Origin of the sequence: uncultured Chloroflexus sp. (genome assembly GCF_937129525.1) — a bacterium.
Classification (GTDB): domain Bacteria; phylum Chloroflexota; class Chloroflexia; order Chloroflexales; family Chloroflexaceae; genus Chloroflexus.
On record NZ_CAKZNK010000081.1, the window covers coordinates 1 to 24,324 of the forward strand.

Annotated in this window: 16 protein-coding genes and 1 rRNA gene; 6 read left to right on the forward strand and 11 right to left on the reverse strand. The window is 56.7% G+C overall.

Annotated features, from left to right (window positions below; genetic code table 11):
- Window positions 1-74 (reverse strand): 16S ribosomal RNA (locus tag Q0650_RS10025); the annotation flags it as partial.
- A 444-nt stretch (window positions 75-518) separates the two neighbouring features.
- Between Q0650_RS10025 and Q0650_RS10030 the strand changes: the two genes are divergently transcribed.
- On the forward strand, window positions 519-1,514 hold the full coding sequence (locus tag Q0650_RS10030; RefSeq protein ID WP_298818520.1) for a CaiB/BaiF CoA-transferase family protein: 996 nt from the start codon (window positions 519-521) through the stop codon (window positions 1,512-1,514).
- On the opposite strand, the gene Q0650_RS10035 is transcribed toward Q0650_RS10030, so the two are convergent.
- The 7 genes from Q0650_RS10035 to Q0650_RS10065 all read right to left on the reverse strand — a co-directional run bounded on the left by Q0650_RS10035 (window position 1,504) and on the right by Q0650_RS10065 (window position 7,059).
- Window positions 1,504-2,400 (reverse strand): thioredoxin family protein, encoded by an 897-nt coding sequence (locus Q0650_RS10035; RefSeq protein ID WP_298818522.1) that lies wholly within the window; start codon window positions 2,398-2,400, stop codon window positions 1,504-1,506. The two genes, Q0650_RS10030 and Q0650_RS10035, sit on opposite strands and share 11 nt — an antisense overlap.
- Window positions 2,401-2,414: 14 nt before the next feature.
- Window positions 2,415-2,720, reverse strand: a complete 306-nt coding sequence (locus Q0650_RS10040) for a FixH family protein (protein ID WP_298818525.1) — start codon at window positions 2,718-2,720, stop codon at window positions 2,415-2,417.
- Window positions 2,721-2,883: 163 nt separating this feature from the next.
- Entirely contained in the window at window positions 2,884-3,552 is a 669-nt protein-coding gene (locus Q0650_RS10045; protein WP_298818527.1) for a DUF6962 family protein, read from the reverse strand.
- A 12-nt stretch (window positions 3,553-3,564) separates the two neighbouring features.
- The gene (locus Q0650_RS10050) at window positions 3,565-3,846 is read right to left on the reverse strand and encodes a DUF507 family protein (protein ID WP_298818529.1); all 282 of its coding nucleotides are present in this window, start codon (window positions 3,844-3,846) and stop codon (window positions 3,565-3,567) included.
- Between the two features lie 17 nt (window positions 3,847-3,863).
- Entirely contained in the window at window positions 3,864-4,541 is a 678-nt protein-coding gene (locus Q0650_RS10055; protein WP_298818531.1) for a class II aldolase/adducin family protein, read from the reverse strand.
- Window positions 4,519-5,574, reverse strand: a complete 1,056-nt coding sequence (locus Q0650_RS10060; protein WP_298818533.1) for a hypothetical protein — start codon at window positions 5,572-5,574, stop codon at window positions 4,519-4,521. The genes Q0650_RS10055 and Q0650_RS10060 overlap by 23 nt, the downstream gene beginning before the upstream one ends.
- Before the next feature lie 54 nt (window positions 5,575-5,628).
- On the reverse strand, window positions 5,629-7,059 hold the full coding sequence (locus Q0650_RS10065) for an amidase (RefSeq protein WP_298818535.1): 1,431 nt from the start codon (window positions 7,057-7,059) through the stop codon (window positions 5,629-5,631).
- A gap of 180 nt (window positions 7,060-7,239) precedes the next feature.
- Between Q0650_RS10065 and Q0650_RS10070 the strand changes: the two genes are divergently transcribed.
- Window positions 7,240-8,289, forward strand: a complete 1,050-nt coding sequence (locus tag Q0650_RS10070; protein WP_298818537.1) for a trans-acting enoyl reductase family protein — start codon at window positions 7,240-7,242, stop codon at window positions 8,287-8,289.
- 347 nt (window positions 8,290-8,636) lie between these two features.
- Here Q0650_RS10070 and Q0650_RS10075 read toward each other — a convergent pair whose 3' ends face one another.
- Window positions 8,637-9,164, reverse strand: coding sequence for a hypothetical protein (locus tag Q0650_RS10075; RefSeq protein ID WP_298818538.1), 528 nt, complete (start codon window positions 9,162-9,164; stop codon window positions 8,637-8,639).
- A 207-nt stretch (window positions 9,165-9,371) separates the two neighbouring features.
- On the opposite strand from Q0650_RS10075, the gene recN reads away from it, so the two are divergent.
- The 3 genes from recN (at window position 9,372) to Q0650_RS10090 (ending at window position 15,514) form a co-directional block, all read left to right on the forward strand.
- Complete coding sequence (gene recN, locus Q0650_RS10080; RefSeq protein WP_298818543.1) at window positions 9,372-11,132, forward strand: DNA repair protein RecN; 1,761 nt, start codon at window positions 9,372-9,374, stop codon at window positions 11,130-11,132.
- A 148-nt stretch (window positions 11,133-11,280) separates the two neighbouring features.
- A complete protein-coding gene (locus Q0650_RS10085) occupies window positions 11,281-14,454 on the forward strand; it encodes a hypothetical protein (protein WP_298818545.1) in 3,174 nt (1,057 codons plus the stop codon).
- Between the two features lie 37 nt (window positions 14,455-14,491).
- Window positions 14,492-15,514 carry an MraY family glycosyltransferase gene (locus tag Q0650_RS10090; RefSeq protein WP_298818547.1) on the forward strand — a complete coding sequence of 341 codons (1,023 nt, stop codon included), beginning with the start codon at window positions 14,492-14,494 and terminating at the stop codon, window positions 15,512-15,514.
- Window positions 15,515-15,605: 91 nt separating this feature from the next.
- Here the strand turns inward: Q0650_RS10090 and pcs are convergent, their stop codons facing one another.
- Window positions 15,606-21,080, reverse strand: a complete 5,475-nt coding sequence (gene pcs, locus Q0650_RS10095) for a propionyl-CoA synthase subunit Pcs (RefSeq protein ID WP_298818549.1) — start codon at window positions 21,078-21,080, stop codon at window positions 15,606-15,608.
- A 443-nt stretch (window positions 21,081-21,523) separates the two neighbouring features.
- Here pcs and Q0650_RS10100 point away from each other — a divergent pair, with 443 nt between their 5' ends.
- Window positions 21,524-23,728: a serine/threonine protein phosphatase gene (locus tag Q0650_RS10100; protein ID WP_298818551.1), complete on the forward strand. Its 2,205-nt coding sequence runs from the start codon at window positions 21,524-21,526 to the stop codon at window positions 23,726-23,728.
- 50 nt (window positions 23,729-23,778) lie between these two features.
- Here Q0650_RS10100 and Q0650_RS10105 read toward each other — a convergent pair whose 3' ends face one another.
- Window positions 23,779-24,216 (reverse strand): hypothetical protein, encoded by a 438-nt coding sequence (locus Q0650_RS10105; RefSeq protein ID WP_298818553.1) that lies wholly within the window; start codon window positions 24,214-24,216, stop codon window positions 23,779-23,781.
- Window positions 24,217-24,324: the final 108 nt, after the last annotated feature.

The window sequence follows — 24,324 nt, forward strand, 5'->3', positions numbered from 1 at the left end:
TCGCTGCGTTCGACTTGCATGCATTAGGCACGCCGCCAGCGTTCGTCCTGAGCCAGGATCAAACTCTACATGCTTGGTGTCGAGTAACAGCTTTCGCCGTCTCCCTTCACCGAATTGACGTGGCGTTGATTCTAATAACACTCGTCATTCAGTTGTGAAGGTGCTTTGCGGAACGAGGGAAAACAAAACCAGGAAAATTCAGCAGTACTGAAGTTTCCTGGCGACGTCTCTGAATTGTCTTCAGCGCGTTTCGCTCGGTTTGCTCTCCACTTGTTTGGTCTACCTCGCCGTTCCGCGAGTGAGACCTCGTTCGTTCCAGCTCGCGTAGTATAGCATGTCGGTCGAAGCTTGTCAAGAGGTAGTTTTTTTGAAACGTTTTCCGCTTTAGTAAGCCATAATCGCTTATTCTCTTAAACAGACGATGTCGGGAATTTTTGACCACTTTCGCGACGAACTTTATCCGTGACCTGTGCTACGATGGATGTACATACACCCTTCTGAACGACCCGCGAGGCAGTATGTTGAACCTTTCCCAGACTCTTCACGGGGTATTGGTAGTTGAAGTGGCCAGCTACATTCCGGGACCGTTATGCGCTGCGATCCTGGCCGGGTTGGGAGCAACCGTGATTAAAATCGAACGTCCAGGTGGTGACCCGATGCGATCGCTCCCGCCGCTTGACCAGAGCGGTGAAAACCCTCTGTTTGCTTTACTCAATCGCTCAAAGCAGTGTCGCGCGCTCAACTTGCGCCAGGCAACCGACATTGCCAACTTACGCGATATGCTACAGTCTGCTGATGTACTGATCGACGGTTTGCGACCCGGCGCACTCGCCCGGCTTGGATTGACCGATGACAGCCTGTGGCATACCAATCCACGATTGCTGATTGTCTCTATTGGCGGCTTTCCCTCTACCCATGCCGAGCGTGATCAGGCCTTGCATGACTTAAATGCCCAGGCTTTGAGTGGATTGCTCTCTACCGGCGAATTGCCACCACGTGTGCCTGGTGTTCACGCCTCTGATATGGTCAGCGGCTTGATGGCAGCCAGCGCTACTTTGGCCGGATTGCTGACCCGGAATACTACAGGACGTGGTGGACGGATCGAGACTTCAATGCTAGCAGCAGCGCGCTGGCTCAATGCGCCGGCCCTTGCTCTGGCACTGGCCGGATTGCATACTGCTGATACGTTGAACGGGAGTCTGGCCTGTTACCGACTTTATCAAACTGCTGATGGACGTTTTCTAGCGGTAGCTGCTCTAGAGAGTCACTTCTGGCAGCGTATATGCATAGCAATCAATCGACCTGATTTGATACCTTTGCAATACGAACAATCCGCGCAGCCCACATTGATCGCTGTACTGGCAACGATATTTCGCCAGCGCTCGCTTGCCGAATGGTTATCAGTTTTCGCCCCACTTGACGCCTGTGTTTCGCCCGTCTTGCTGCCGACCGAGGCGGCGCAAGACGGACAGGTAGGCGTTGAGCTGGCTATCGAGTCTCGAACTACGGCATAGGATTGACCGTCTGGCCGGTGGCAAGTTGAGCAATGGCCGGTCGCAGCTCATCAAAGGTGATACCACCTTCGTAGCGGGCCTGAATTACACCATTGCCATCGACCAGAAATGTCCATGGCTCAGTGCGCAAATTCCACTCTTGCATTGCCGGCACCAGTCTGGCCTGCTGAAATGACTCTCCGAATGGATACGGATAGACTTCGACATGAATGAAGTTGACCCGATCCCCAAATTCGTTTTTGAGTTGTTTCAAGACGGCCATATTCGGCGCGCAGACCGCTGTCTGGCAATAGCCAGGGGTGGCAAACGAAACGACAAATGGTTTCCCGCTGGCCAGTGCATCAGCGATCGTCATCCGATAAAAATCGGGGTCAGGCCTGGGATCCGAGGTTAGTTGATCGAGCGAGGGAACATCACCAGCAGTCAGGTTTCGGCTAGGAATCGCTTTATCACCGACCATCGGCGCAAAAGCCCGCTCGCTGACATCCAGCCGAATCCGACTGACTTGTGGCCCACTTGCCTGTGGAATGGTAATTTCGGCCTCCCAACCACCAGCCCGATCAAGGTTTGCATAGGCAACGTAGAGACCAACCGGCAGCCCTTGCCCACGATAGATAGCCTGCGTGGTCGCAACCGGAGTCGAGCGATCACCACCGGGGCCAACATAGTACAGTTTAATATCAAGCTGAAGGTTAGGATCGTTAAGCGGCACACCACCTTGCAACAGACCAAAGGGTAATCGATTCAGACCGATAACCAGCTCTGACGCGGCAATCACCGGCGCAACAGGCGCTGCTTCTGGCGTGTTGACCGTTGTTTGATTACCACACCCGGTCATCAACCCTACGACGAGCAATACCAACAAGATTCTAAAATGTGGTTGCATACGGTTTTCTCCATCTATTTGAGCACGTCGCGGCGAAACGTGGCCCGATATGTCTCCTCTGCCCGTTCCACCACAACGGTAATTTCCCACAATCCTTCCATCGTATATGCAGTACGCGCCCAATAACGACCCGGCCCATCGGGCAATGCCACCGGCTGTGTTACTCCCATTGGCATCGCCGGCATATCGAGATCAAGATAGACACTGGCGTCATCAATTGGCTGCCCTTTCGCATCCTGAAGCAGGACGACAAAATCGATAGCCGTGTTCATACGTGGACGATCGGGTGTATCAAGGGTGATCGATAGTCCATCGACCACTTGAGTCTCTCGAAGCGGAATGGCACCACTGCTGCATGCGGCTAACAGTATCAGTATGACAATGAGACAATGTGACCGGATTAAAGCTGTGATCCCGGAAAAGACGCCTCTTGTTGTGATTGAGAGGCACCGCTGTGGGCACTTGCACGCCCTCGCCATACCATCACCTCTCGTCATCAGTCAGCAAACCGGCCCGCACTCCTTCAACCAGTAACGGTAAAGCTGCCAGTTGCACAATATGGAATAGACCGTTGTGATCAAACGGAACATCGCCAACAACCAGCTCTAGCGAACTCGTTTGCACACCGGCAGCCAGCATTGTGATGAGGATGCCGACCGTGATCCGTTTGGCGCCGGGTAGCTGATGGCGTTGAGCCAGATCGGCGTAGATAGCCAGCGCGGCGATCATAGCAATTAGCTCGTAGGCGATGAAAGCCAGAAAACCGCGTTGGATGCGCCGACTGATCCAGACAAAACCAGGCGCGACGCCAACGAGCACCGGCAAGACGCGCTGACCAGCGCGCGCTCCCCAGCGATCGCTGACTGCGCCGGTGGTGAAAAGCGCAATGATAAGCGCAAGCAGTAAATTGAGTGGCTGCCACAGGCGCTCACGCAGAGCAGGTGACAAACGTAAACCATGGATGACGGCTCCTAGCAGGCCACTTGCAGCCAGAAGAGCAAAGGCTGCCTGCCACACTGGTCGCCGCCACGATGTGCCGACGTGCAGACGCTGAATTGCTGCTAACGCCGCCAATGCCAGTAACAAATCGGTAGCAGCAGTGGTTTGCTCGCGTCGATCCGTGATGATGTGATGTGATAGCCACTGCTTCACGAAATAGCCTCTCTAGAGCACGATTTTGCGCTCGGCAATCAGGCGCTGACGCAGACGACGAAACAGCGTGTCGTAATCAAGCCGTTCGTGGGTAATTTCATATTTATACGCCTGCAACATGCGATGCACTTCAGCATTCAGACGGTCTTCCACCTCAAGCTCATCAGTCATTATTTCGACAATTGCCGCGCGCAATATCGGATCACTGGTCTGAAACAGCACACCATCGGTCTCAGCCAGGACATCGACTAACATTGTCGCCAGTTGATCAATTTTAGCCGGAGAAAGTTTCATTGTTTTCCCCTTTCCGATCAAATTCGGCCAGCAGCGCGAAACGCGCGCCGTACTTCAGCCAGCTCGGCGAGCCGTTCGGATGGCAGAGGGCGCGCGCCGCCAAACAAGTGGGCCGCCAGCAACGCGCGCGCACAGTGTTCGATCTGTTCCATCCGGTGAAACGCTTGCATGAGAGTCACTCCATATGTGAGCGCGCCGTGATAAGCAAGCAAGATCGCCTCATGATCGGCAACGAATGGCGCAATTGCCTCACCCATCTCAGGAGTGCCGGTGAGGGCATACGGCGCGGTTGGAATCGGCCCCAGTGCAATCAGCGCTTCGGGCAACAATGGCTCGGCCAGACTGACTCCGGCTAGAGTTGCGCCCACCGCTGTGGGTGGATGGGCGTGAACACAGGCCATGATGTCAGATCGCTGCCGATAGACGAAGAGATGGAGATAGCGTTCGGATGAAGGTTGACGACCTGGCGCGCCACGCAATAGATGACCATCGAGATCAACGACCACCAGATCATCAACCTGCAACATCCCTTTGGCGAGACCTGCCGGAGTCATCAGGATTGAGCCGTCGGGTAAGCGCGCCGACAAATTGCCATCACCGGCCACAATCAGGCCACGTTCGTAAAGTAAGCGACCGCAGTGTACCATTTCGGCGCGCAGCGTCATTTCGACATCAGCGTGAGAAGTCGTTGTCATAACGTTTCTGTTGGCGAAGGCGAACAAACAGAATGAGTGCTACAATCCAACCAGACCATGCCAGCAACGGTCGACTAAACCGCATCGCCAGCATCACAACGAGTAAGAGCGCGCGCAACCCACGCACCAACAGACGTTTGGTTAGCTCAGGTCGTGGCACAACCGTCCAGTCGATCTGAGCCAGCCGAGGCAACAACCCGCGCTCGACACATCCTTCCAGTGAAAAGAGATAGATGGTATCGGTGTAGTGGGCAGCAAGCTGCAAATCGCGTTCGAGCGCATCCCAGGTTAACGGTGGCAGGTCTTCAACACTGCTCGAACGCACTGCGCTGCCGACGATACATCCAACACCGATCGCATCGGCTGCGGAGCCATAGATATCAATCAGGGCGCCGCCAAGATCGTTGCCAAATTGCTCGATCGGAATACTGCTGAAACAGAGCAAAACTTCGACATCGGCTGGCAAATCAACAATATCGAGCGCGCGCTGAATTGTAGTGGTTGCGGCCCGCCGATCATCAACGATCAGGGGTAGTTGATAGGTATGAACTTCATAACCATCATGATGAATTTCGGCGATCAGATCAATGTAGGCGGAACGCGCGCTCTCGTAGAGAACATTTTCGTGGGCGAGCCAGATGCGGCGGGCAATATCACGAATGCCACGCCGCCGGCTGGCAATCACTTCACCCAACGGTGGCTCGATATCAAGACCGATCGCCTGAATGCGCAGATTGTGTGATCTGATCCACTGTCGCGCCGAACGGTATCGTTCGATTGCCTGAGGATAGTTCTGGAGGTTGAACCAAAACCCTTCTTCAGCCGATAAGAGCAGCCAGGCGATGACGGGAATACGATGCTGATTGAGAATGGCAATAGCCTGTGCCGTTTCGGCTGAGAGATTGTGAAGGGCAACCGCGATACCATAATCGCCGGTAGTCAGGAAGGAGAGCAGCTTCGGATCGGCGAGCAAGCCAAGCAAAGCCGACCCTTCCAGCTCACAAAAGAAGATGATCTGTGGCCGGCCTGACATCAGCGGTATTTCAACTGGCGAAGATGTCGTTTGCACATCTGCATTATAACACCGTCAACCGCGCGCGGTTGCCACTTGCGGATGGTATCGCCAGTGCTGAGTCACCTGCTCAAATGCATGTGCCAGTTGCAATACGCTCAGATCGGCCCGCGGTCGACCGATAATTTGTAATCCCACCGGTAGCATGTCGCGAGTAAATCCGGCTGGCACCGAAATAGCCGGGAGATTGCATACCGAGATGTAGTAACACGAGCGCATCCACTCGATGTAGTTGCTCATTGGCACGCCGTTGATCTCGGTGACATACGGCTGTTCCACCGGAAAAGGCGGCACCTGGCTAACCGGCGCAATAATGAATTCATAGTCCTGCATAAACTCATGCAACCGGGCAAGCAATTCTGCATGCAATCGCATTGCCCGCCCCACCTGTGGCCCACTCAGCGCGCGTCCGGCTTCGATATTCCAGATCACAGTATCCTTGATCCGCGCTCGCTCGCGGTCGAGCAAGGTGCCGAGGGTCAGTTCATAGCGAAACGCGCGCATGACTTGAAAAATCTCATCAGCGTCAGCCAGATCGGGCGTTGCATCCTCGACAATACAACCCAGTTGCGTGAAGACGGAACGTTGAGCGGCAATCACGTCACTGACGCGCGGATCGACCGGCAATCCGCCTAGATCAGAACTCCATGCAATTCGGACGCCACGCAGATCGCGCTCGAGTGGCCGGGCAAAGATGGTTGCCGGCTCGCTGATCGAGAGCGGCGCCCGCGGATCTGGGCCGGCAATGGCCTGCATCATCAGGGCAATATCGCCAACAGTGCGCGCCATAGGGCCATCAATCGCAAAGGGAAGGTATGGCGTCGGATCGGGCCAGATCGGCACCCGACCCGGCGAAGAGCGAAACCCTACTACATTGCAGTAACCAGCCGGGTTGCGCAGTGAACCGCCCAGATCGCTCCCGTCGGCAATCGGAATCATGCCACATGCCAGGGCAACGGCAGCGCCACCACTGCTACCACCACATGTCTTGCTCAAATCGTAGGGATTGCGAGTAACGCCGAAGACGGGATTAAACGTCTGCGAGCCAGCGCCGAATTCAGGCGTATTTGTTTTGCCAATCGTCACCGCGCCGGCGGCCTTGAGACGAGCGACGATCAGAGCATCAAAATCGGGAACGAAGTCGGTGAAAATTGGTGAACCGTAGGTCGTGCGCATCCCTTTGGTCTCAGCCAGATCTTTGTGGGCTACCGGCAGCCCGGCAAGTGGACCCGGGTCCTCGCCACGCGCTAATTGCATATCAATCTCGTGAGCGCGGTGGCGGGCACCCTCGACATCGAGAGTCACAATAGCGTTAACCAGTGGGTTGATCGCTTCAATCTGGGAGAGATGGGCTTCGAGCACTTCAACAGCAGAGACAACGCGCTGACGGATCATACGGGCGATGGTTGTGGCCGGCTGGAGGCAGAGTTCAGTATCCTTAAACATGACGCTATCCCATTGATACGAAAACAACCAGGGGAGCTTGACAACGAATAGAGATGCTTGCGATGCACATTGTAACAAACGTCGGAAGGTGAGACGATGTAGAAGCGTGCAAATACCTGTCAACAAATCAAGGGTTCAGGTATGATGGTGTTTACAGACGGATTGTTAAAGGATATAACGATGTCAGACTGGATTATCTACGGCGCTAATGGATACACTGGCGAGCTGATTGCGCGCGCGGCAGTAGCGGCTGGTATGCGGCCACGACTAGCAGGACGTAACGCAGCGGCTATTGCATCACTCGCCGACGAGTTGCGGTTGCCGTTTACCATCTGCCGGCTTGAAGATCAGAGTGGTCTACGCGCAATGCTGCAAGGCGCGCAGCTCGTCTTACACTGCGCCGGCCCATTCCAGGAAACAAGCGCACCGATGCGGGAAGCCTGCTTGCAAACGGGGGTTCACTATCTCGACATCACTGGCGAGATTGGCGTCTTTGAAGCAGCAGCGCGTCAGGACAGTGCCGCTCGGAAGGCAGGAATTATGATGATGCCAGGAGTGGGCTTCGATGTTGTGCCATCTGATTGCCTGGCAGCCCATCTCGCCCGTCGGCTACCAGACGCAACCACACTTGCGCTGGCTTTCAGAGCGCTCGGTAGTATTTCGCGCGGCACTGCCATTACAATGCTAACAATGGCTGGTCAAGGATGTGAACGTTGCAATGGTCGTTTGATCACGACACCACCATTTCAAGAGGTGCGATCGTTCGATTTTGGCAATGGGCCACGACCGTGTGTCAGTATACCCTGGGGCGATGTAGCGACGGCATATTACACTACCGGCATTCCCAACATCAAGGTCTATGTCGCCATTCCCCGCCAGGCCCAAACCTGGATCGGCCTGACCCGTTCACTTCTTCCACTTATCCAAACCCGAGTCGCTCAGGCCGGATTACGCCATTTAATTACTCGCGCTATTGTCGGCCCAGATGCAAAAATGCGCGCAACCGGGCGCAGCATGATCGTTGGTGAAGCCATCAACGAGACTGGCGAGCGTGTGGTTAGCCGGTTGACGGGACCAGAGGGATATGCTCTCACCGTACAGACAGCCCTGCTTATTGTCAAGCGAGTCTTGAACGGCTCCAGCGCGCCGGGTTTTCACACCCCTGCCGGTCTGTACGGACCTGATCTGATCTGTGAAATACCGGGGGTTATACGCAGCGATGAACGATAGCCGTAAAAATGGGCGGAGAAGGCTCGCTTTATTCGGTCAGACTGCAGAGGAGTGGGGTTTCATTCTCATACAGTAAGGCGAAAAAAAATTGTCAGCCTCTGCTGGTAACAGAATTACCTGTTCTTATTTTCGGTAGTAGACAGGTAAAGCGGTAGTATCCATCGCATACCACGCTATACAGCGTGTGGCCGGCGCGCCAGAATCACGTGCTTCGTCGGGGCAGGCATCGATCGCACACCAGATATACGGCGTGCCCGCCTGATTGCAGACGGGCACATCCCCATAATCCAAGACTTGAGCGATTCCGGCAAACGATGACAAGTTGCAGTCATGAATTTCCTGTCCTGCTACTGACCACTCATCTGGCGAGCAATCTGCTGTCGCTCTTCAGCAGTGACCAGGCCAAAACTATCGCCACGATTGAGATAGACAATTTCCTCATTCTTGATTCCAACGATCAGATCCGGCAAAGCATCGCTATTCAGATCGGCCAATCGCATAACGATCGGGGTCAAATCCTCGTTTGCGCCAACCAGATACGGCCCAACTAGCGCGCGCGTCTTGCTCACGTCACCGCCGGGAATTTCGAGGATCAGCACCTGCCGATCAAGATTCATTGCAATCAAGCGTGTTGGCCCAACCTTCTCTTCAGCGCGACCAACTTCCGCCGTCAGATGAAAAGTGCGTGGTCGCCCATACCGCCAGTCGTCAACAATCACCTGCCCCCAGCTAATCACAGCGCTTACCAGTACGTATAGCGCAAGTATTGCCAGCAAACCGGTTACGAGATACGCCGTGTTGCTGAACGTTGACGCAGGCACGGCAATTGAAGAGACCCGGCGCGGCGAGCGGATTTCGCGACTCGTCACAGCCATCACAGTCCTCCTCTGTGAAACATAGAAGTAGAACAAAAGTTCTTTAGCTCACTTGTTCGAAAGTATAGCAGAGGTGTCGTCAACTGTCAAGAACTTTTGTACTACTTTTCTCGTGGCGTTACCGCACAGTAACGAACAGAGCCGAAACGATTGTGGTACAATGCTGCATAGTGGTATCAAAGCTCAGATTTGCGTAGCGCCTGCGGTATGCTGATTGAGTTGCAGATTCAGGATTTTGCCATTATTGACCGGCTGCATCTGCGCTTTGAGCAGGGCTTTAATGTGCTGACCGGTGAGACCGGTGCCGGGAAGTCGATCATTATCGACGCCCTCGGCACGCTACGCGGCGAGCGGGTTGATCCCACCTTCGTGCGCGCCGGATGTGCGCGCGCCCGCATCGAAGGCATTTTTAGCCTGGATGACTGCCCTCAGATTCTTCCACTGCTGGCCGAGCTTGACTTGCTTGATGAAGGCGACGATCAGGTGATTCTGACTCGCGAGATTTCAGCCGAATCGGGCCGCAGTGTAGCCCGTGTGAACGGGCGCGCTGTGAATAGTGCCAAGCTGCGCGAGATTGGTAGCTGCCTCATCGACATCCACGGCCAACACGAAGGTCAATCATTGTTCAACACACGCACGCATATCGACCTGCTTGATCGCTTCGGTGAATTGTTACCGTTGCGTCAGCAAGTAGCCGATCAGTTAACAGCGTTACGGGTTGTACAGGCGCAGTTGGCCGACCTCCGCGCAGGCGAAGCGCGCCGTCAGGCCCGGATCGAAGAACTCAAGATGCTGCGCGCCGATGTGGCGGCTGCTAAACTCAAACCAGGCGAAGAGGAAGCCTTGTTGCGCGAACGGGCCATTGCGCAGAACGCGACCAGAATCGCGACACTGGCCGATGAAGCGTATCGAGCGCTGTATACCGGCAGTGACGGGCGTAGTGGCCGGGCGGCTATCGAGGCGATGGCGCTGGCGGTTGATGCATTGAACGAACTTGCCCGACTCGATGATCGGGCCGGGCTGCTGGCGCAGCAAGCGACCGAATTGCATTATCAGCTTGAAGAGCTGGTGATTGCCTTGCGTCGCTATCGCGCCGATCTTGATGTCGATCCGCGACGACTCGACGCGATCGAAGACCGCCTGACCGCACTGCGCGATCTCCAACGCAAGTATGGCGTTGATCTGGAAACGTTAATCAAGCAGGCGGCTAATGCCGAAGCTGAGATCGAGCAGCTCAGCAACAGCGCCGAGCAAATTGCTCGTCTGGAAGAGCAGGCGCAGGTATTAATAGCCGAACTGGCTCGCCATACTGCCGAACTATCGCGACGCCGACGACAGGTAGGCGATGAGCTGAGTCGTCTGATCAGCGAGGCTATGCACGATCTGGCGATGCCGAATGTGCGCTTCGCGGTACAGATCGAACACGTCGAAGATCCCAATGGTCTGCCGATTCACGATCGGCGGCTGGTATGCGACCGTACCGGCATTGATCGGGTTGAGTTTTTGATTTCGCCTAACCTCGGCGAGCCGCTTAAACCGTTGGCCCGCATCGCTTCAGGCGGCGAAAGCGCGCGCCTGCTGTTAGCGTTGAAATCGATTTTATCGCAGGTCGATGAAGTGCCCACCCTGGTTTTCGATGAGATCGATGTCGGTGTCGGCGGTCGCGCCGGGCATGTGGTTGGGCAGAAACTCTGGGCGATCAGTCAGCGTCATCAGGTGCTGTGCATTACTCACCTGCCACAAGTCGCTGCGTTTGCAAATGCCCACTTTCACATCCGCAAAGAAGTGGTTGCAGAACGCACACGCACCAGTGTAACGCTCCTGTCGCCAGACCAGCGGGTTGAAGAAATTGCCGCAATGCTTGATGGCATTCCCAATGATCACAGTCGAGCCAACGCGCGTCAGATCCTCGAACGAGCGCAGGCCTGGAAGTTGCACCGACAGATCGAGCTAGCCGCAAAAGATTGACCGGCGGCATACCGACCATCAGGATGGTCGCCGCTGTGCCGTTTTGGTCGCAGCTTGTGTGTAAATCATAGAGAGGCCTCAATTTGGTATGTCAGCTCAGAGCACGATAAGTCGCTGGAGTGCGCGCATTGTAGAGGCGAGCTGGCTGTTGGCATTAACTCTCGTGCCGATCTACTTCAATCTCTACTCCGCTCGCCATTTCGAGCCTGACAAAGCAGTCGTCTTGCGTTCACTGGCTTTGATCGGTATCGCTGCCGGGCTGGTCTGGTTCATCGATCGTTCAAGCCATCGTACCACTGGCGCCACACAATTGACCGGTTCGTGGTGGACAACGCTGCGCAATCACCCACTCTTTTGGCCGGTTGTGGCGTATACCGGTATCTTTGCAGTCACAACGATCACTTCAATTACGCCAGCCGCCAGTCTGTGGGGTTCGTACCAGCGCATGCAGGGGTTGTACACCTATCTTTCTTACCTGATGCTGGGCGGACTGATTGCGGTAGCACTGCGCGCGCCTGACCAGCGCGAACGTTTCATCTCGTTGAGTCTGGCCGCCAGCGCAGTCGTGGCCATCTACGGGATTATGCAGCATTATCAGCTTGATCCCTTGCCGTGGCGAGGCGATGTGATTGCGCGAGTGGCTTCCACCCTGGGCAATTCAATCTTCGTGGCCGCGTATCTAATAATGATCGTGCCGCTGGCGCTTTACCGACTGGTTGTAGCGCTGGCAGCCGCTCGCTCAGCGCCACCTGCAACCCAACCGCTAGCCGAATGGCGCCATGCGTTCGGCGCCGGCATACTCTGGCTGGCCGGAACGTTTCTGATTATCGCGACATTGAAGTTTAGCGTCGCCATTCGCACCATCGACTTCCGCTACTGGTGGGTCTTTCCCGGCGCTATCATCTGTGCGACTGCAATCTGGTGGTTGCTGACTGTGCCTCGTCACCAGCGCCGGCCCCACTGGCCCTTATTCTTGACCCTTGCCTACCTGCTCGGATTCGGATTAGCCTTTGCATTCAATGCAACTGCCGGTGTGCAACAATTCGCCCCCGTGGATGTTGCCACCAATGCCCAGGACTGGTGGCTTTGGTTAGCACTGGCAATTCTCGCCCTTCTCAGCGGGTATGGGCTGTCGTTTTTCGGCAATCCACCCGCCGGGCCGTCACGACTGGGATGGTCGCTACACGCGGCAACCAGCGCTGCTGTGCTTGCGCTTATTTTGATCACAATCTTTTTCAGCCAGAGCCGCGGCCCCTGGATCGGTCTTGGCGCCGGTCTGTTTCTGTTTGGATCACTTGCGCTCTGGTATGGGCGCAAACATCTCCAGGCGAGCGGTTATCAGCGTGGTAGTCGCTGGATGGCGCGCGCGCTTGCAATCTGGATTTTGGTGACGTTCATCAGTGGCGGGTTTCTGATCGCATTCAATCTTTCTGATGCGCCGCTCTTTGCCCGCCTGCGCGAAGTGCCTTATATCGGTCGAATGGGCCGCCTGTTAGAGGTGGAGAGCGGTACCGGTCTGGTGCGTCGCCTGATTTGGGTGGGCGATCAGCACGCCCGTGGAACTATCGGTCTGATTACCAGCGATCCGGTACGGCTGTTTATCGGTTGGGGGCCTGAGAGCATGTTTGTCGCCTTCAACCGTTTTTATCCGCCATCGCTGGCCAACGTTGAGGCGCGCGGCGCTTCGCCCGACCGCTCGCATCAGGCATTCCTCGACGAGATTGTCACCAAAGGTCTGATCGGTTTGGCCGCGTACCTCTGGTTGATCGGTAGTTTCGGGTGGTTCTGTGTGCGTCAGTTACGTCAATCGGCGAGCTGGCGACATCAAGTGTTGATCATTGCCCTGCTCAGCGCCATTACCGCTCATCTGGTGGAAGGACTGACCGGTATCCCGATTGTGGCTACGCTCATGCTGTTCTGGATGATGCTGGGCTTGAGTGTTGCGGCAGAACGCATAGAACGCGCCGCCGAGCAGACAACGACATTGGAGGCTACGCCGGTTGAAGCGCGTCCAGCCGCTCGCCAGGGTAACCGTCGGCCACCAACACGCTCACCGACACGCCGATCGGCTGCGCGGCAACCGGGCGTCGGTATGGCGGGTATCGTTGGACTGATCAGCCTGACGACCGCCGGTCTGATCTGGTGGCTCAATGTACAGCCGGTATACGCCGACATGCGCTTTCAACAGGCGCAAAGCTACAACGAACAGGGACAGACTTCAAGCCGCGCACTCCTGACAGCGCTCAATGAATACATTGCCACCATTCGCACAAATCCCGGTGAAGACTTCTATTATCTTCACCTTGCCCGCACATTGATGACGCTGGCCGACCTGCTGCGCGCGCAGGGAGCAGCGATTGGCGAAGCGGGAACGCCTGATCTCGATGCGCTGCTTAGACTAAACGGCGTTGAAGAAGTTACAGCCTTCGCGCAACGATCATCGCCACTAAGTTTGCTGGCCTATGCTGAAGCAGCCTTGCAACGGGCGCATCAGCTCAGCCCGCTCAACAAAGATCACTATGCGAATCTTGGCCGGATCAATACGTTCTGGTATGGCTGGACAGGTGACGTGCAACGGCTGTACGTGGCGTTGAACTGGTATGAGCGGGTTGCCGAGATTGCGCCCCGCGATGTTGCGCTGATCAACGAACGCGCCGGGGTCTTGATGCAGTTAGCTGAATATGCCACAATCAACGGGGAACCTCAGCAAGCCGGGGCATTCTTCCAGCAAGCCGAAGAGCTGTTACAAACGTCGGCGCGGTTCGATCCGCGCTACGGTGATACTGCATTACGCCTTGGCGATCTGATCCGCTTCCGCACCGGTGACCTCGATGCTGCGGCGACACTGTACGCGCAAGCCGTCGAGCTTTCACCCCAACAGATGGTGGAAAATCTCGACCGGATCGCCCGCGCGTTGAACAGTCGGCCCGATCTGCTGCAACAACTACGGGCTGCTTTTGCCGCACAGGCTGAACGCGCTGACCAGGAATTGGCGGCGGCGCGAGGCAAACCGGAACGCGCCTTTGAGCTATCATCTCTCGAGGCACGGACGGTAGAGTTATACGCTGCCGTCGCGCGACTGGCCGTGCAAACCGGCGACTTCGATGGCGCATTGACCGCTTATGCCCGCGCTACCGAATTGCAACCGACCAGCGTGGCGCTCAGTCAGCAATATACGCTCGTCCTGAGCGAAACGCTTCAGTACGATGCGGCTATTGCCGAGGCGCAGCGGTTGCTGACAGTGTTGCGCGCAGCAGGTCGCGTCAACGACATCGCGCGCGTTGAGCAATTGATCACGGCTGTTGAGCGCGCCCGCCAGTGATGGGTTTTAAACGCTTACCAACTTTATCATTAACACTATGTCCAATATCGCCCTCATTCTGATCGCTGCGCTGACATTTTCCATTCTGGCGACACCGATTGCCCGGCGGGCCGCCCTGCGCAGCGGCTTCATCGCCGTGCCGCGAGCGCGCGACAGCCATGCTACCCCGATACCCCTGCTTGGCGGGGCCGCAATCTATGCCGCCTTTGTCGCTGCGCTGCTCTTATTCGGCGATCTCGCTCACATCCGCGAGCTGGTCGGCATTTTGCTCGGCGCGACGATCGTCTCGCTCTTTGGGCTGGCCGATGACCAGTGGGGCATGCCGGCCCTGATCAAGTTAGGCGGGCAGATGCTTGCCGCAACCGTCTTGTTGCTCGGCGGCACGCAGGTGCAACTCTTTCCATGGCCCATGGTCAACTGGGCAATTACCCTGCTCTGGTTAGTGATCATCACCAACGCAATCAACTTTCTCGACAATATGGATGGGTTATCAGGTGGGGTTGCCACCATTGCCGCCGCCTTTTTTCTGCTATTGGCAGCGATGAATCAACCGCGACAGGTGCTGGTCGGCGCTATGGCCGCTGCTCTGATTGGCGCATGTGTAGGCTTTCTCCGCTACAACTTCAACCCGGCCAGTATCTTTATGGGTGACACCGGCAGTCTGTTTATCGGCTTTATTCTGGCTGCGCTGGCAATTAAGCTCCGCTTTATGGAGAACACACCCATCGTGACATGGATGGTGCCGGTATGCGTACTCGGATTGCCGCTCTTTGACACCGCGCTCGTTATCGTCTCTCGTCTGCGCCGGGGTGTCAACCCATTCACTACTGCCGGCAAGGATCACGTCTCACATCGGCTCCATGCGCTGGGCATGACGAAACGTGAAGCGGTGCTGACCTGTTACTTGCTGGCTGGCGCCAGTGGCCTGATCGGGGTCTACGTAACCCAGGCTCGACCATCAGAAGCGTACCTGGTCTTGGCAGGGCTGCTAACGGTTGCCATTGGCGGGATCGTCTGGTTTGAGCGGGTTTGTCCAGCGGGACAGGTACGACAACAATAAACGCGCTCAGAAACACGGAGGGCGCAGCAATGCTGCGCCCTTACAACTTCACCTGGTTCAGGGCGCAGCGATGCTGTGCCCCTATGTGACACTACAGCTCACGCTCACCTGAAGCCCATGCCTCGTACAGCTCGTCTTTACTCTTCAGACCAAGCCGCGGCAAGGCATGGTTGACGACGTAGGTAGCTGCCGTATGACGGTTCTCCCACATTGCCTGGTGCGCTTCGGGTAACTGATCCCACGGCACAACCGCCGGTTCGGTGATCGTGATCAGGCCGGCGCTGATCTCTTCGTTCATACGCACAATCTCATAGGCGTTCGAGAGGTGCGTACCGAAGATCTGAGCCGTCGGCATGTAGATGCGGCGCTGGCGCACCCAGATCTGGGGTGCAAAGAACGAGAAGCGCCGTCCACCGATGTCCTCGAAGTAGACGATGCGTCCGGTGAAGGGCTTGATCAACATGGCGCTAACAGCCAGCGCATCGTGTCCGGCGCGTTCGATGATCAAGTCGGGATAGCCGCGCGGGTTGTCAGGTGTGCGCAGGAAGCCACCGACGGCGGTACCGATGGGCTTGAAGGTGAGGTCATTGAAGCGGCGCACCGCCTCTTTCAACCCTTGCGGATCCTTGCGCGCATCGGGCAGTGGCGGCATTGTTTCCGGCCAATCAAAGTCATCACCGAAACGCCGCTTGAGTTCCGCAATGCTGACCACGCCACGCAACGCCGCGCCGAAGCCGAGTGACAGCACAAACTCGCGCTGCGCGTCGCTGGCTGTAACCACCACGATCCGCGCCCCCATCTGCCGCGCCGCTTCAACTGCTTCCAGACCGGCGCTATCGATCAGCTCATCATTGCTCACGCCGTAGTAGATCAACACCCCTTCGCCAGCGCGCAGACCTGCCCGTCGCAACATCTCGGTTGGCGACGCTGCGCCGGGTTTACCGAGGAAGGTGAAATGATAGCCGCTGCTGGCGCCATAGAATGTCAAGGTCGGAATGTGACCATCACGTGGCTCACCGAGCAGTTGGAAGCTCCGCGGGAAAGCCGTCTCGCCAGCGTGCGAAATCACATAATCGGCCAGCCGGCCATTATTCTGAGCGCGGAACATCTCAAGCAGCGGTTGACCGGCTGCCTCCCATGCTGCCCATTCGGACGGATCGGCAGGCACCCGGGTGAAGCAACCGGCAATGGCCGGGTCTTTGCGGTTGATTGCGCCCTTACCGCCTGCGGCAAGCAGCGTGGCAGCCCGTTCTGACGAACTGACCATACCGATCACGTTTAACCCATTGCGAGCCGCAGTGCGGGCCGCGTCGAGACCGGTACCGGTAGCGGCACCCTCGATAAAGATAGTGCGACCGGGCTGTACTCGCAGGGTAGTGAACAGAGCGCGGTAAATGGTACCCAGATTGAGGATGTAGCTACCAGCCGCCTCAAGGGTCATATCGGGCAAGATCGGCATGCATTGTGGCGCCTGCGCGACCATAAATTGCTGGTGCGAACCATCAGGCGTATCATTGCCCTGAATGACGAAATCGGCGGCCATCGGGTCGAGCCCCATTAGCGGCGAGAGCAGGTCAGTCTGACCAGAGTAAATCGCCACCAGATCACCGATCTTCAAGCGGCCCTCGCGACGCGCCTCCTCACCCAACGCGACCACGAGGCCGATACCACCCGAACCGGTCACGTGCCAGTCACGGTCGTGTTCGTCGAACCGTGACACTGGAATACCGGTAATCGCCCAAATATCGTTGAAGTTGACTTCGGACGCCAGCACATAGATCAGAGCCTGATTAGCGCGAGGCCGTTCGACCGGAATGATAATCTGCTTTTCGGCCACAATCGGATCGCCGTGCATTGCTGCGCCGGTTTCAGGATCGCGGAGGAAAGCCTGCGCATACTGCCACTTCGGAATCCGGTCAACACCGGGGAAGAAGGGCGAACCGATCGGCAACAGTTCTTTCTGTTCGAGCAAGAGCTGCTCCTGTTCAGGGCTAATCAATGGGCGACGAGTCGGCAGCGGCGCGCTCTTGCGATCAAGAAACTCGCGGATACCGCGCTTGCCGCCATTCGGATCGACAACCGCCTCGGCAAACAGCTTCGCCTCGTGTTCGAGACCGGCTTCGAAGCCGTGAATGAAACCGTAACGAACGGCCTCGAGCGCGCGATGCACAGCTACATCGCGCCCAACCGTATGCGCCTGTTTGATGATCCGCTCGATACGCGGATGGGCGATAATCGAACGCAACTGATCATCGGCAAAATGCGGATCGGGACGCCGCCACTCTTCGAGCTGCTCGTGGCGCTGGCGGAAAGCCTTCGTCACCGCGGCTTCGGGCCGCAACTCACCATTTGGCCCGATTGCTTCGCGCGCTAGCGCGCAGGCCAACGCCAATGCATCAGCATCACCGGAAGCAATCGCGTCGATCAAGCCTAGCTCCAACGCTTCATCAGCCGGCACACTCCGCCCGCCAAGGATCATCTCGAGCGCGCGTAGCAAACCGGTGCCATTGTTCCGCTTGTAGAGCAATCGCGGCAGGCGCTGGGTACCGCCGTAACCGGGTAGCAGGCGTAGATTGATCTCAGGCTGACCAAACTCAGCGTAGACATCTGCAACTCGATAATGACAGGCCAAAGCAAACTCAAGGCCGCCACCGAGCGCCACACCATTGATCGCGGCGATGCACGGCTTGTTCATGCGCTCGATCTTGCGGAAAGCAAGGTGGGCGTTGTTCGGCAACGCCATCGCCTCTTCGACGGTATGGATCTCCTCTAGCAACTGACGGATGTCAGCGCCGGCAATAAAGCTCTTGGCGCCCTGACCGGTGAAGACCACGGCGGCCACGTCATTGCGCCGGCTAAGGTGATCGACAATCGTATTCAGCTCATCGAGCGCGCGCTCGTTCAGCGCATTAACCGGCGGATTGGTAACGGTCACCACCGCCAGCTTGCCGGCGCTAGCCGTTGGCGGATGGTACTCGATACGGAAGTAGCGATAGCGTTCGATAATCTGCTGTTCTTCGGCCAGGCGCTGCTTGCGCTTCCACTCGGCAATCTTCGCAGCAATCTCTTCGAGCACTTCGGGATTGCGCAGCGTCGTCGTATCACCCAGCGGCTCATCGAGCATCATATTGCGCAAGAATCGACGCATATACTTGCCACTGCGCGTCTCGGGGAAGGCGCTCACTTCGATATAGTCTTCCGGCACACTCACGGCACCCTTCTCGGTGCGCACCAGCTCATCGAGCCGACGGCGATCGGCGGCAGTCAGATGGCGACCGGGCGCGGGCTGGATGAAAGCGACCGGGGTCAGACCCTTCTCGCGGTGCGGAGCGCCAACTACAATGCAGTTACCGACCGGCGAATCGGGGGTAATCTGACGGTCGCGTAAAATCGCGCCTTCGATCTCTTCGGTACCCATACGGTGACCCGACACGTTGATCACGTCGTCGGATCGGCCATGGAGGGTAAAGCTACCATCAGGGTACTTCATCGCGAAATCACCCTGGATATAGCCCCACTCACCATTCGGCCCACGCCGCCAATAGGTCTTCAAGAAGCGTTCAGCATCACCCTTCCACGCCGTGAGCGGAATTTCCCCGCGCAGATATGCCTCGAAACCGGGAACATCGCCCCAAATAGTGCGCGTCAGATAGGGATAGGGAGCAGTAATGACAATCTCGCCCTTCTCTTCGTAGTCGGCCACCCGATAGCGCACATTCCCGCTCTCATCGGTCTCGGCCACCCACACATCACCGGCCACCCACGGCAACGGATAGGTGTGCGCATCGGGGCGGAGCGGAAAATCTTGATTACCGTAGAAGTGCGTCCAGACGATGCCACCGTGCTCGGTTGCCCAGTACGAATTGATGTACTGCGGCGTCATGATCTGCATACCGAACTGCTGCACTGCCGGGCTAACCGGCTCGGCGCAGAAGGTAGCCACCCGCAACGTTGACATATCGTAGAGCCGCACGTCTTCGATATTCTGCGGGTTAGACATAACCGTCTTGAGGAAGGTGACACCGGCCTTGAAAATCTGGACATCGTAGCGCTCGATAATGCTGGCATAGCGCCCGGCCTGCGGGAAGAGCGGCGATCCTTCAGCGATCACGCCGGTAAGGCGACCAGCCATCGTCGCAGTAAGCATGTAGCTTTGACCGGTAATCCAACCCGGATCGGCAATCACGTAGATCGTATCGCCCGGTTCGGCATCGAAGCTCACCCGCAACGTATGAACAACACCGGCCACATAGCCACCGTGGACATGGATCACACCCTTTGGCTTGCCGGTGCTTCCCGAGGTATAGATGATAAACATGGGAAACTCGGCATCAACCGGCTCGCAAGGAATGCTGGCATACAACGCGCGAATAAGCTGGTCATCAGGCAGACTCAGCAGTTCCGCTTCGCTCTGAACCTGAACACCGGCAGCGCGCGCATTAGCCAGGATCTTTTCGAGCGCGGCCTCTAGCAGCTCGTGGCTCCAGCGGTCGCGACCCTCATTCCATAAAATCTCTTGACCGGTATGACGGACAACGATCACCGCATCAACGCGCGGCGGCGTCGCGACCAACGCCTGAGCCAGCGTCGTGCGCACACCAGCCTGCACACCTGCGTCAAGATCGCGCATCTTCGCCAGCGCTGCGCCGACACCGCGCATCACGTCGGAACGTTCGATAGTAATTTCACCAGCTAAAGCCGCATTTACCTCGGCGATAATCGTCTGGCGCTGCTCTTCGGTCAACGGCAGAGTAGCCAGTGTATCCGTGACAATCTGCCGCACCGTTTCCACAGGGACATACTTATCGAGCGCCTGATCGGTGTAGGCCTCTTTGTAAGGCACGACCTGGGCATTGCGATATGCGCCATCGGACGTGATAACCACACGCGCACCGGCATTGTGGATGCGATCGGACAGCGTTTTATCCGAGAAACCGCCAAAGACCGGCGTGTAGATAATACCCAGACGCTTGGCTGCCTCAGTGTAGTAGATCTGCGGCATAATATTCGGCATATTGAGCGCAATCCGATCACCCTTCTTCAACCCCAGATCGCGCAACACCTGCGCCGCTTTTACTACTTCCACCAACAGCCGTCGCCGCGTAATAGTCTCTTGCACCACCGGCCCGCCACGGCCATTATTCAGCGAGCTATCCCAGCGGTCACCCTCAAAGTAGTAAGCGACTTCATCGCCATAACCCAGCATGACATGCCGGTCAACCTCGTTGAAACAGGCATTGGTTAGACCACCGCTAAACCAGCGATAAAAGGGAGCTTCGCTGTCATCAAACGCCTTTTCCCACGGCTGATAATCGGGTGGGTAATCCACTGCTACTGGCGCGCCGGTAGCGGCATCAAGACCTTCCCAACGCTGACTGGCTTCATCAAAGCGGATCCAGCAACGATGCTGAGGGTCATACCAGTGAATGACCGTCCGCGCGATAGCGCCGTGAAAGGCGCCGGGATCAGCCAACGCAGCGGCGCGTTGTGTTTCCCAATCAACGCGATCCCGAATCGGATTAGAGCGGGGCGCCCGCGATGGGGCGGGTGGCGCAGTGTCGATCATCGACAGTCCTCCTCGACGCTTGTCTACCTAACTTACCGGTTGTGATATAGATAACAAGGGGTGCATACTATAGACTAACCCCCATGACACAATTCGTCAAGACTTCAATGATTGAGAATTGTTCACTATTGTTGGTGAAAAATCGGTCTATTGCCTGACAGCGAGCATTCGCATTTAGATCAAATCTCAATCGAATGTATGCGCGTAGCACATAATTGCCGATACTCAGATATGGTATCATCGCCAAATATTGCCTCGCCGCAACGACCAGAAGCAGGCCCACTTGCAACGAAAGCTCCTGCGCGCACAGATCCCACGCGCAATTATCACGAGTTACTGCTCAGTCTGTGTAATCGAGATGATATACTTCTTATATCAGGCGCAGTTACACATTGCAACCGGCGCATTTACCGCCTATCACAGCCTACAGTATGGTTACATCTATGCCCTTTCAACCGGCCATTGATGAGCAACTCGAAATTGACGGAGTCAACTATCAGGTTTGCGCCCATCCGGCTCTTCCTGGTCAAGCCTTCATTCAAGAAGGTCAGACTGGTCGCGTCGTGCAACTACGCGCGACTGGCGGGTTTGTCGCTCTCAAAGTGCAGACACAGATTCACGATCAAGCGCTGATCGATCACGCACAGCAATTGCAGAGCATCAGCGTCATCCCTGGCTTACAGGCAGCGCGCCGGATAATAATTACCGCAGCAAATCAATCAACACTGGTTGCAAAGCACCCGGAACTAAACTACGCTATTTTGATGCCATGGGTGTATGGTCCGCCGTGGCAGGAACTGATTCGCCACCACCGACCACTCAGCCCCATTCAAAGCCTGACCCTGGCCCGCGCGCTGGCTCACTTACTTGCCGAGATCGAACAGCGCGGCCTCGTCCATGGTGATCTTCAGGCCGCGCATGTGATGTTGCCGGGACTGATCGATCCAGGGGCAGCAGCGCCTGTCGCGCTCGTTGATCTGGAAACAATGCACGGCGTCGGCATTCATCGGCTGGCATTACCAGCTCCGGCAAGCCCATATCAACATCCAGTAGCGGCGCAAGGTCTATCAATCGATCGATTCGGCGGCGCGCTCCTGATCCTGGAATTACTCGGTTGGTGTGAAGAGGATGTTCGCGCTGCTGCGGAACCCGATAGTTTTTTTGCCACGACCGATCTGCTCAAGCCGACCGAACGGTACCAGCTTCTGCATGCCGCGCTCGCGCGTCGTTGGGGGATCGGCCCGGCACAGATGCTGGAACGGCTCTGGCAAAGCGACACACCGATGAAGTGTCCTCAATTCAAGGATTGGCTGGCGATTCTGCCACCGCTGGCAATGGCGGCCAGTGAGCCACTACCAACCACTGCACCGGCGCTATTAACTATTGATCCGGTAGGGCAACTTATCGACAATGCAACGAGATTGCACCAGCAAGGCCAACCGGCGCAGGCATTGCACGAGTATCGCAGCGCACTTGATCAGTTGCCGACCACAGATTCACGCACCAGCGTGGTGATGCAGAAGATTGATGAACTCGAACGCGAACTTGATCGCACCGGTATTGCCACGACACCACCAACCGGCTTTAACTGGGTATTTCCCGTGATGATTGGCGCGGTCACTGTTGTCTTTTTATTGGCGCTGGCCGCAATCGGCCTCAATCGCGTGACCATGCCGACTCCGACCATTGAGCCAGTGGTAACCATGGTAGTGGTGACCAGTCCAACCCCAGCGCCATTGCCCACGCCAATGCCAACATCGATCATCAGCCCGTCACCATCACCTGCGGTCTCGTTTACCGTTGACCGGATCGTTCCGACTGAGTTGTTTACTGGCGCGCCGCCGCTTGAATTTACCGTGCAGGGCACCGGACTTTCGAATGTGCGCGCGGCGGCGCTACGCGCTGCCGGTTATGAACCGATTGCGCTGACAATCCTGAGTGGCGGTAGTGATACCGAATTGCGTCTCCAGATCGCTGACACCAGCGTATCACTGACCGGCGCCGTGCCCTTTACGCTCGAACTCAACGGAATGCCAGTGCCCGGAGCAGCGTTGACCTTGCGCGATTTTAGCAGCGCGCGAGTCGTTGCCGGTGTGCGCGCTGAATACCGTTATACCGGACGGATTGCGTCAGACTCCAATGGAACATTCACGCAACTCTACGCCACCCCTTCGTTTGACAGCGCTTTGACGGCTGTGATCCGCAACGGCGATGAGGTCGAGATTTTAAGCGATCAACCGGTTGGCTGGTACCGGTTGCGGATTCGCGCCAGCACTGACCAGAGTCTGATTGGACAGACCGGCTATCTCGAACGCTGGCTGGTCGATAATACCAACGTGCCACCGCCGCCAACTCCGACAACGCCGCCAGAACCGCCGCGATTGCGGTTTGTCAAGCTCAGCGAAAGTGAAGATCCACGCTGTGTTGCGATCCAGATTAGAGGCATTAACACAACCGACTGGCAGGTATCGATTGACGGTTTACGCCTGAGCGGCGCCTTCGATTCTGCCGGCAATACTCGCATTTGTGGCTTGCGACCGCGCCAGGAGGTTACTTTTACGGTGCGTGACGAGCAGGGGGCGCCGGTGCGGGGAGGAGTCGGCGTGCCAACACGCGGCAGCGATGTGATGTTTGCCGAATGGCGGTGAGGACAATAAACATTGAAGAGCGGTTCAATAACCGCTCTTCTACGTCTCGATCACACCAGATGGCTATAATCCGCATGCGGCTCGGCGCTCGGCGGGTTAAGCCTGTCAACCAAAATCTCTTCCAGCACAGTGGCTGCAATCGGCAGTAATGGCACCAGACTGAGATTGTACCGTTCGGCTGCATCACCCTGCAACCGCAACACCCGCTGCCCAAAGAAGATCAATGCCGGCAACGAAGCCGGGAGCGCTGCCAGGACGATGCCACGCGGCAACCAGCGTTCGCGCGGCAGCTTGCCGATCAGCGCCTGCCCAATTGTCACAAGCATCAGCGTATTAAACAACAGCCGTGTATGCTCAAGGGTGCTTTCGTTGCGCAGACTCAGGTAGGGAATCTTCGGCCAGAACTGGCGTGAGTTGCCGTGCAGGACAATCATCACGATGACGTTGGCCACTACAAAGCTTAGTCCTCGCAGCAGGCGCTTACCCATACACAACCCTCCTTCACAATGCCGCACCGTGTCATCTTTATCATAGCATCTCAGCGCTTCAACGCAAATACCTCGCAACCAGTTTACGCCGATATGTTATCGAATTTA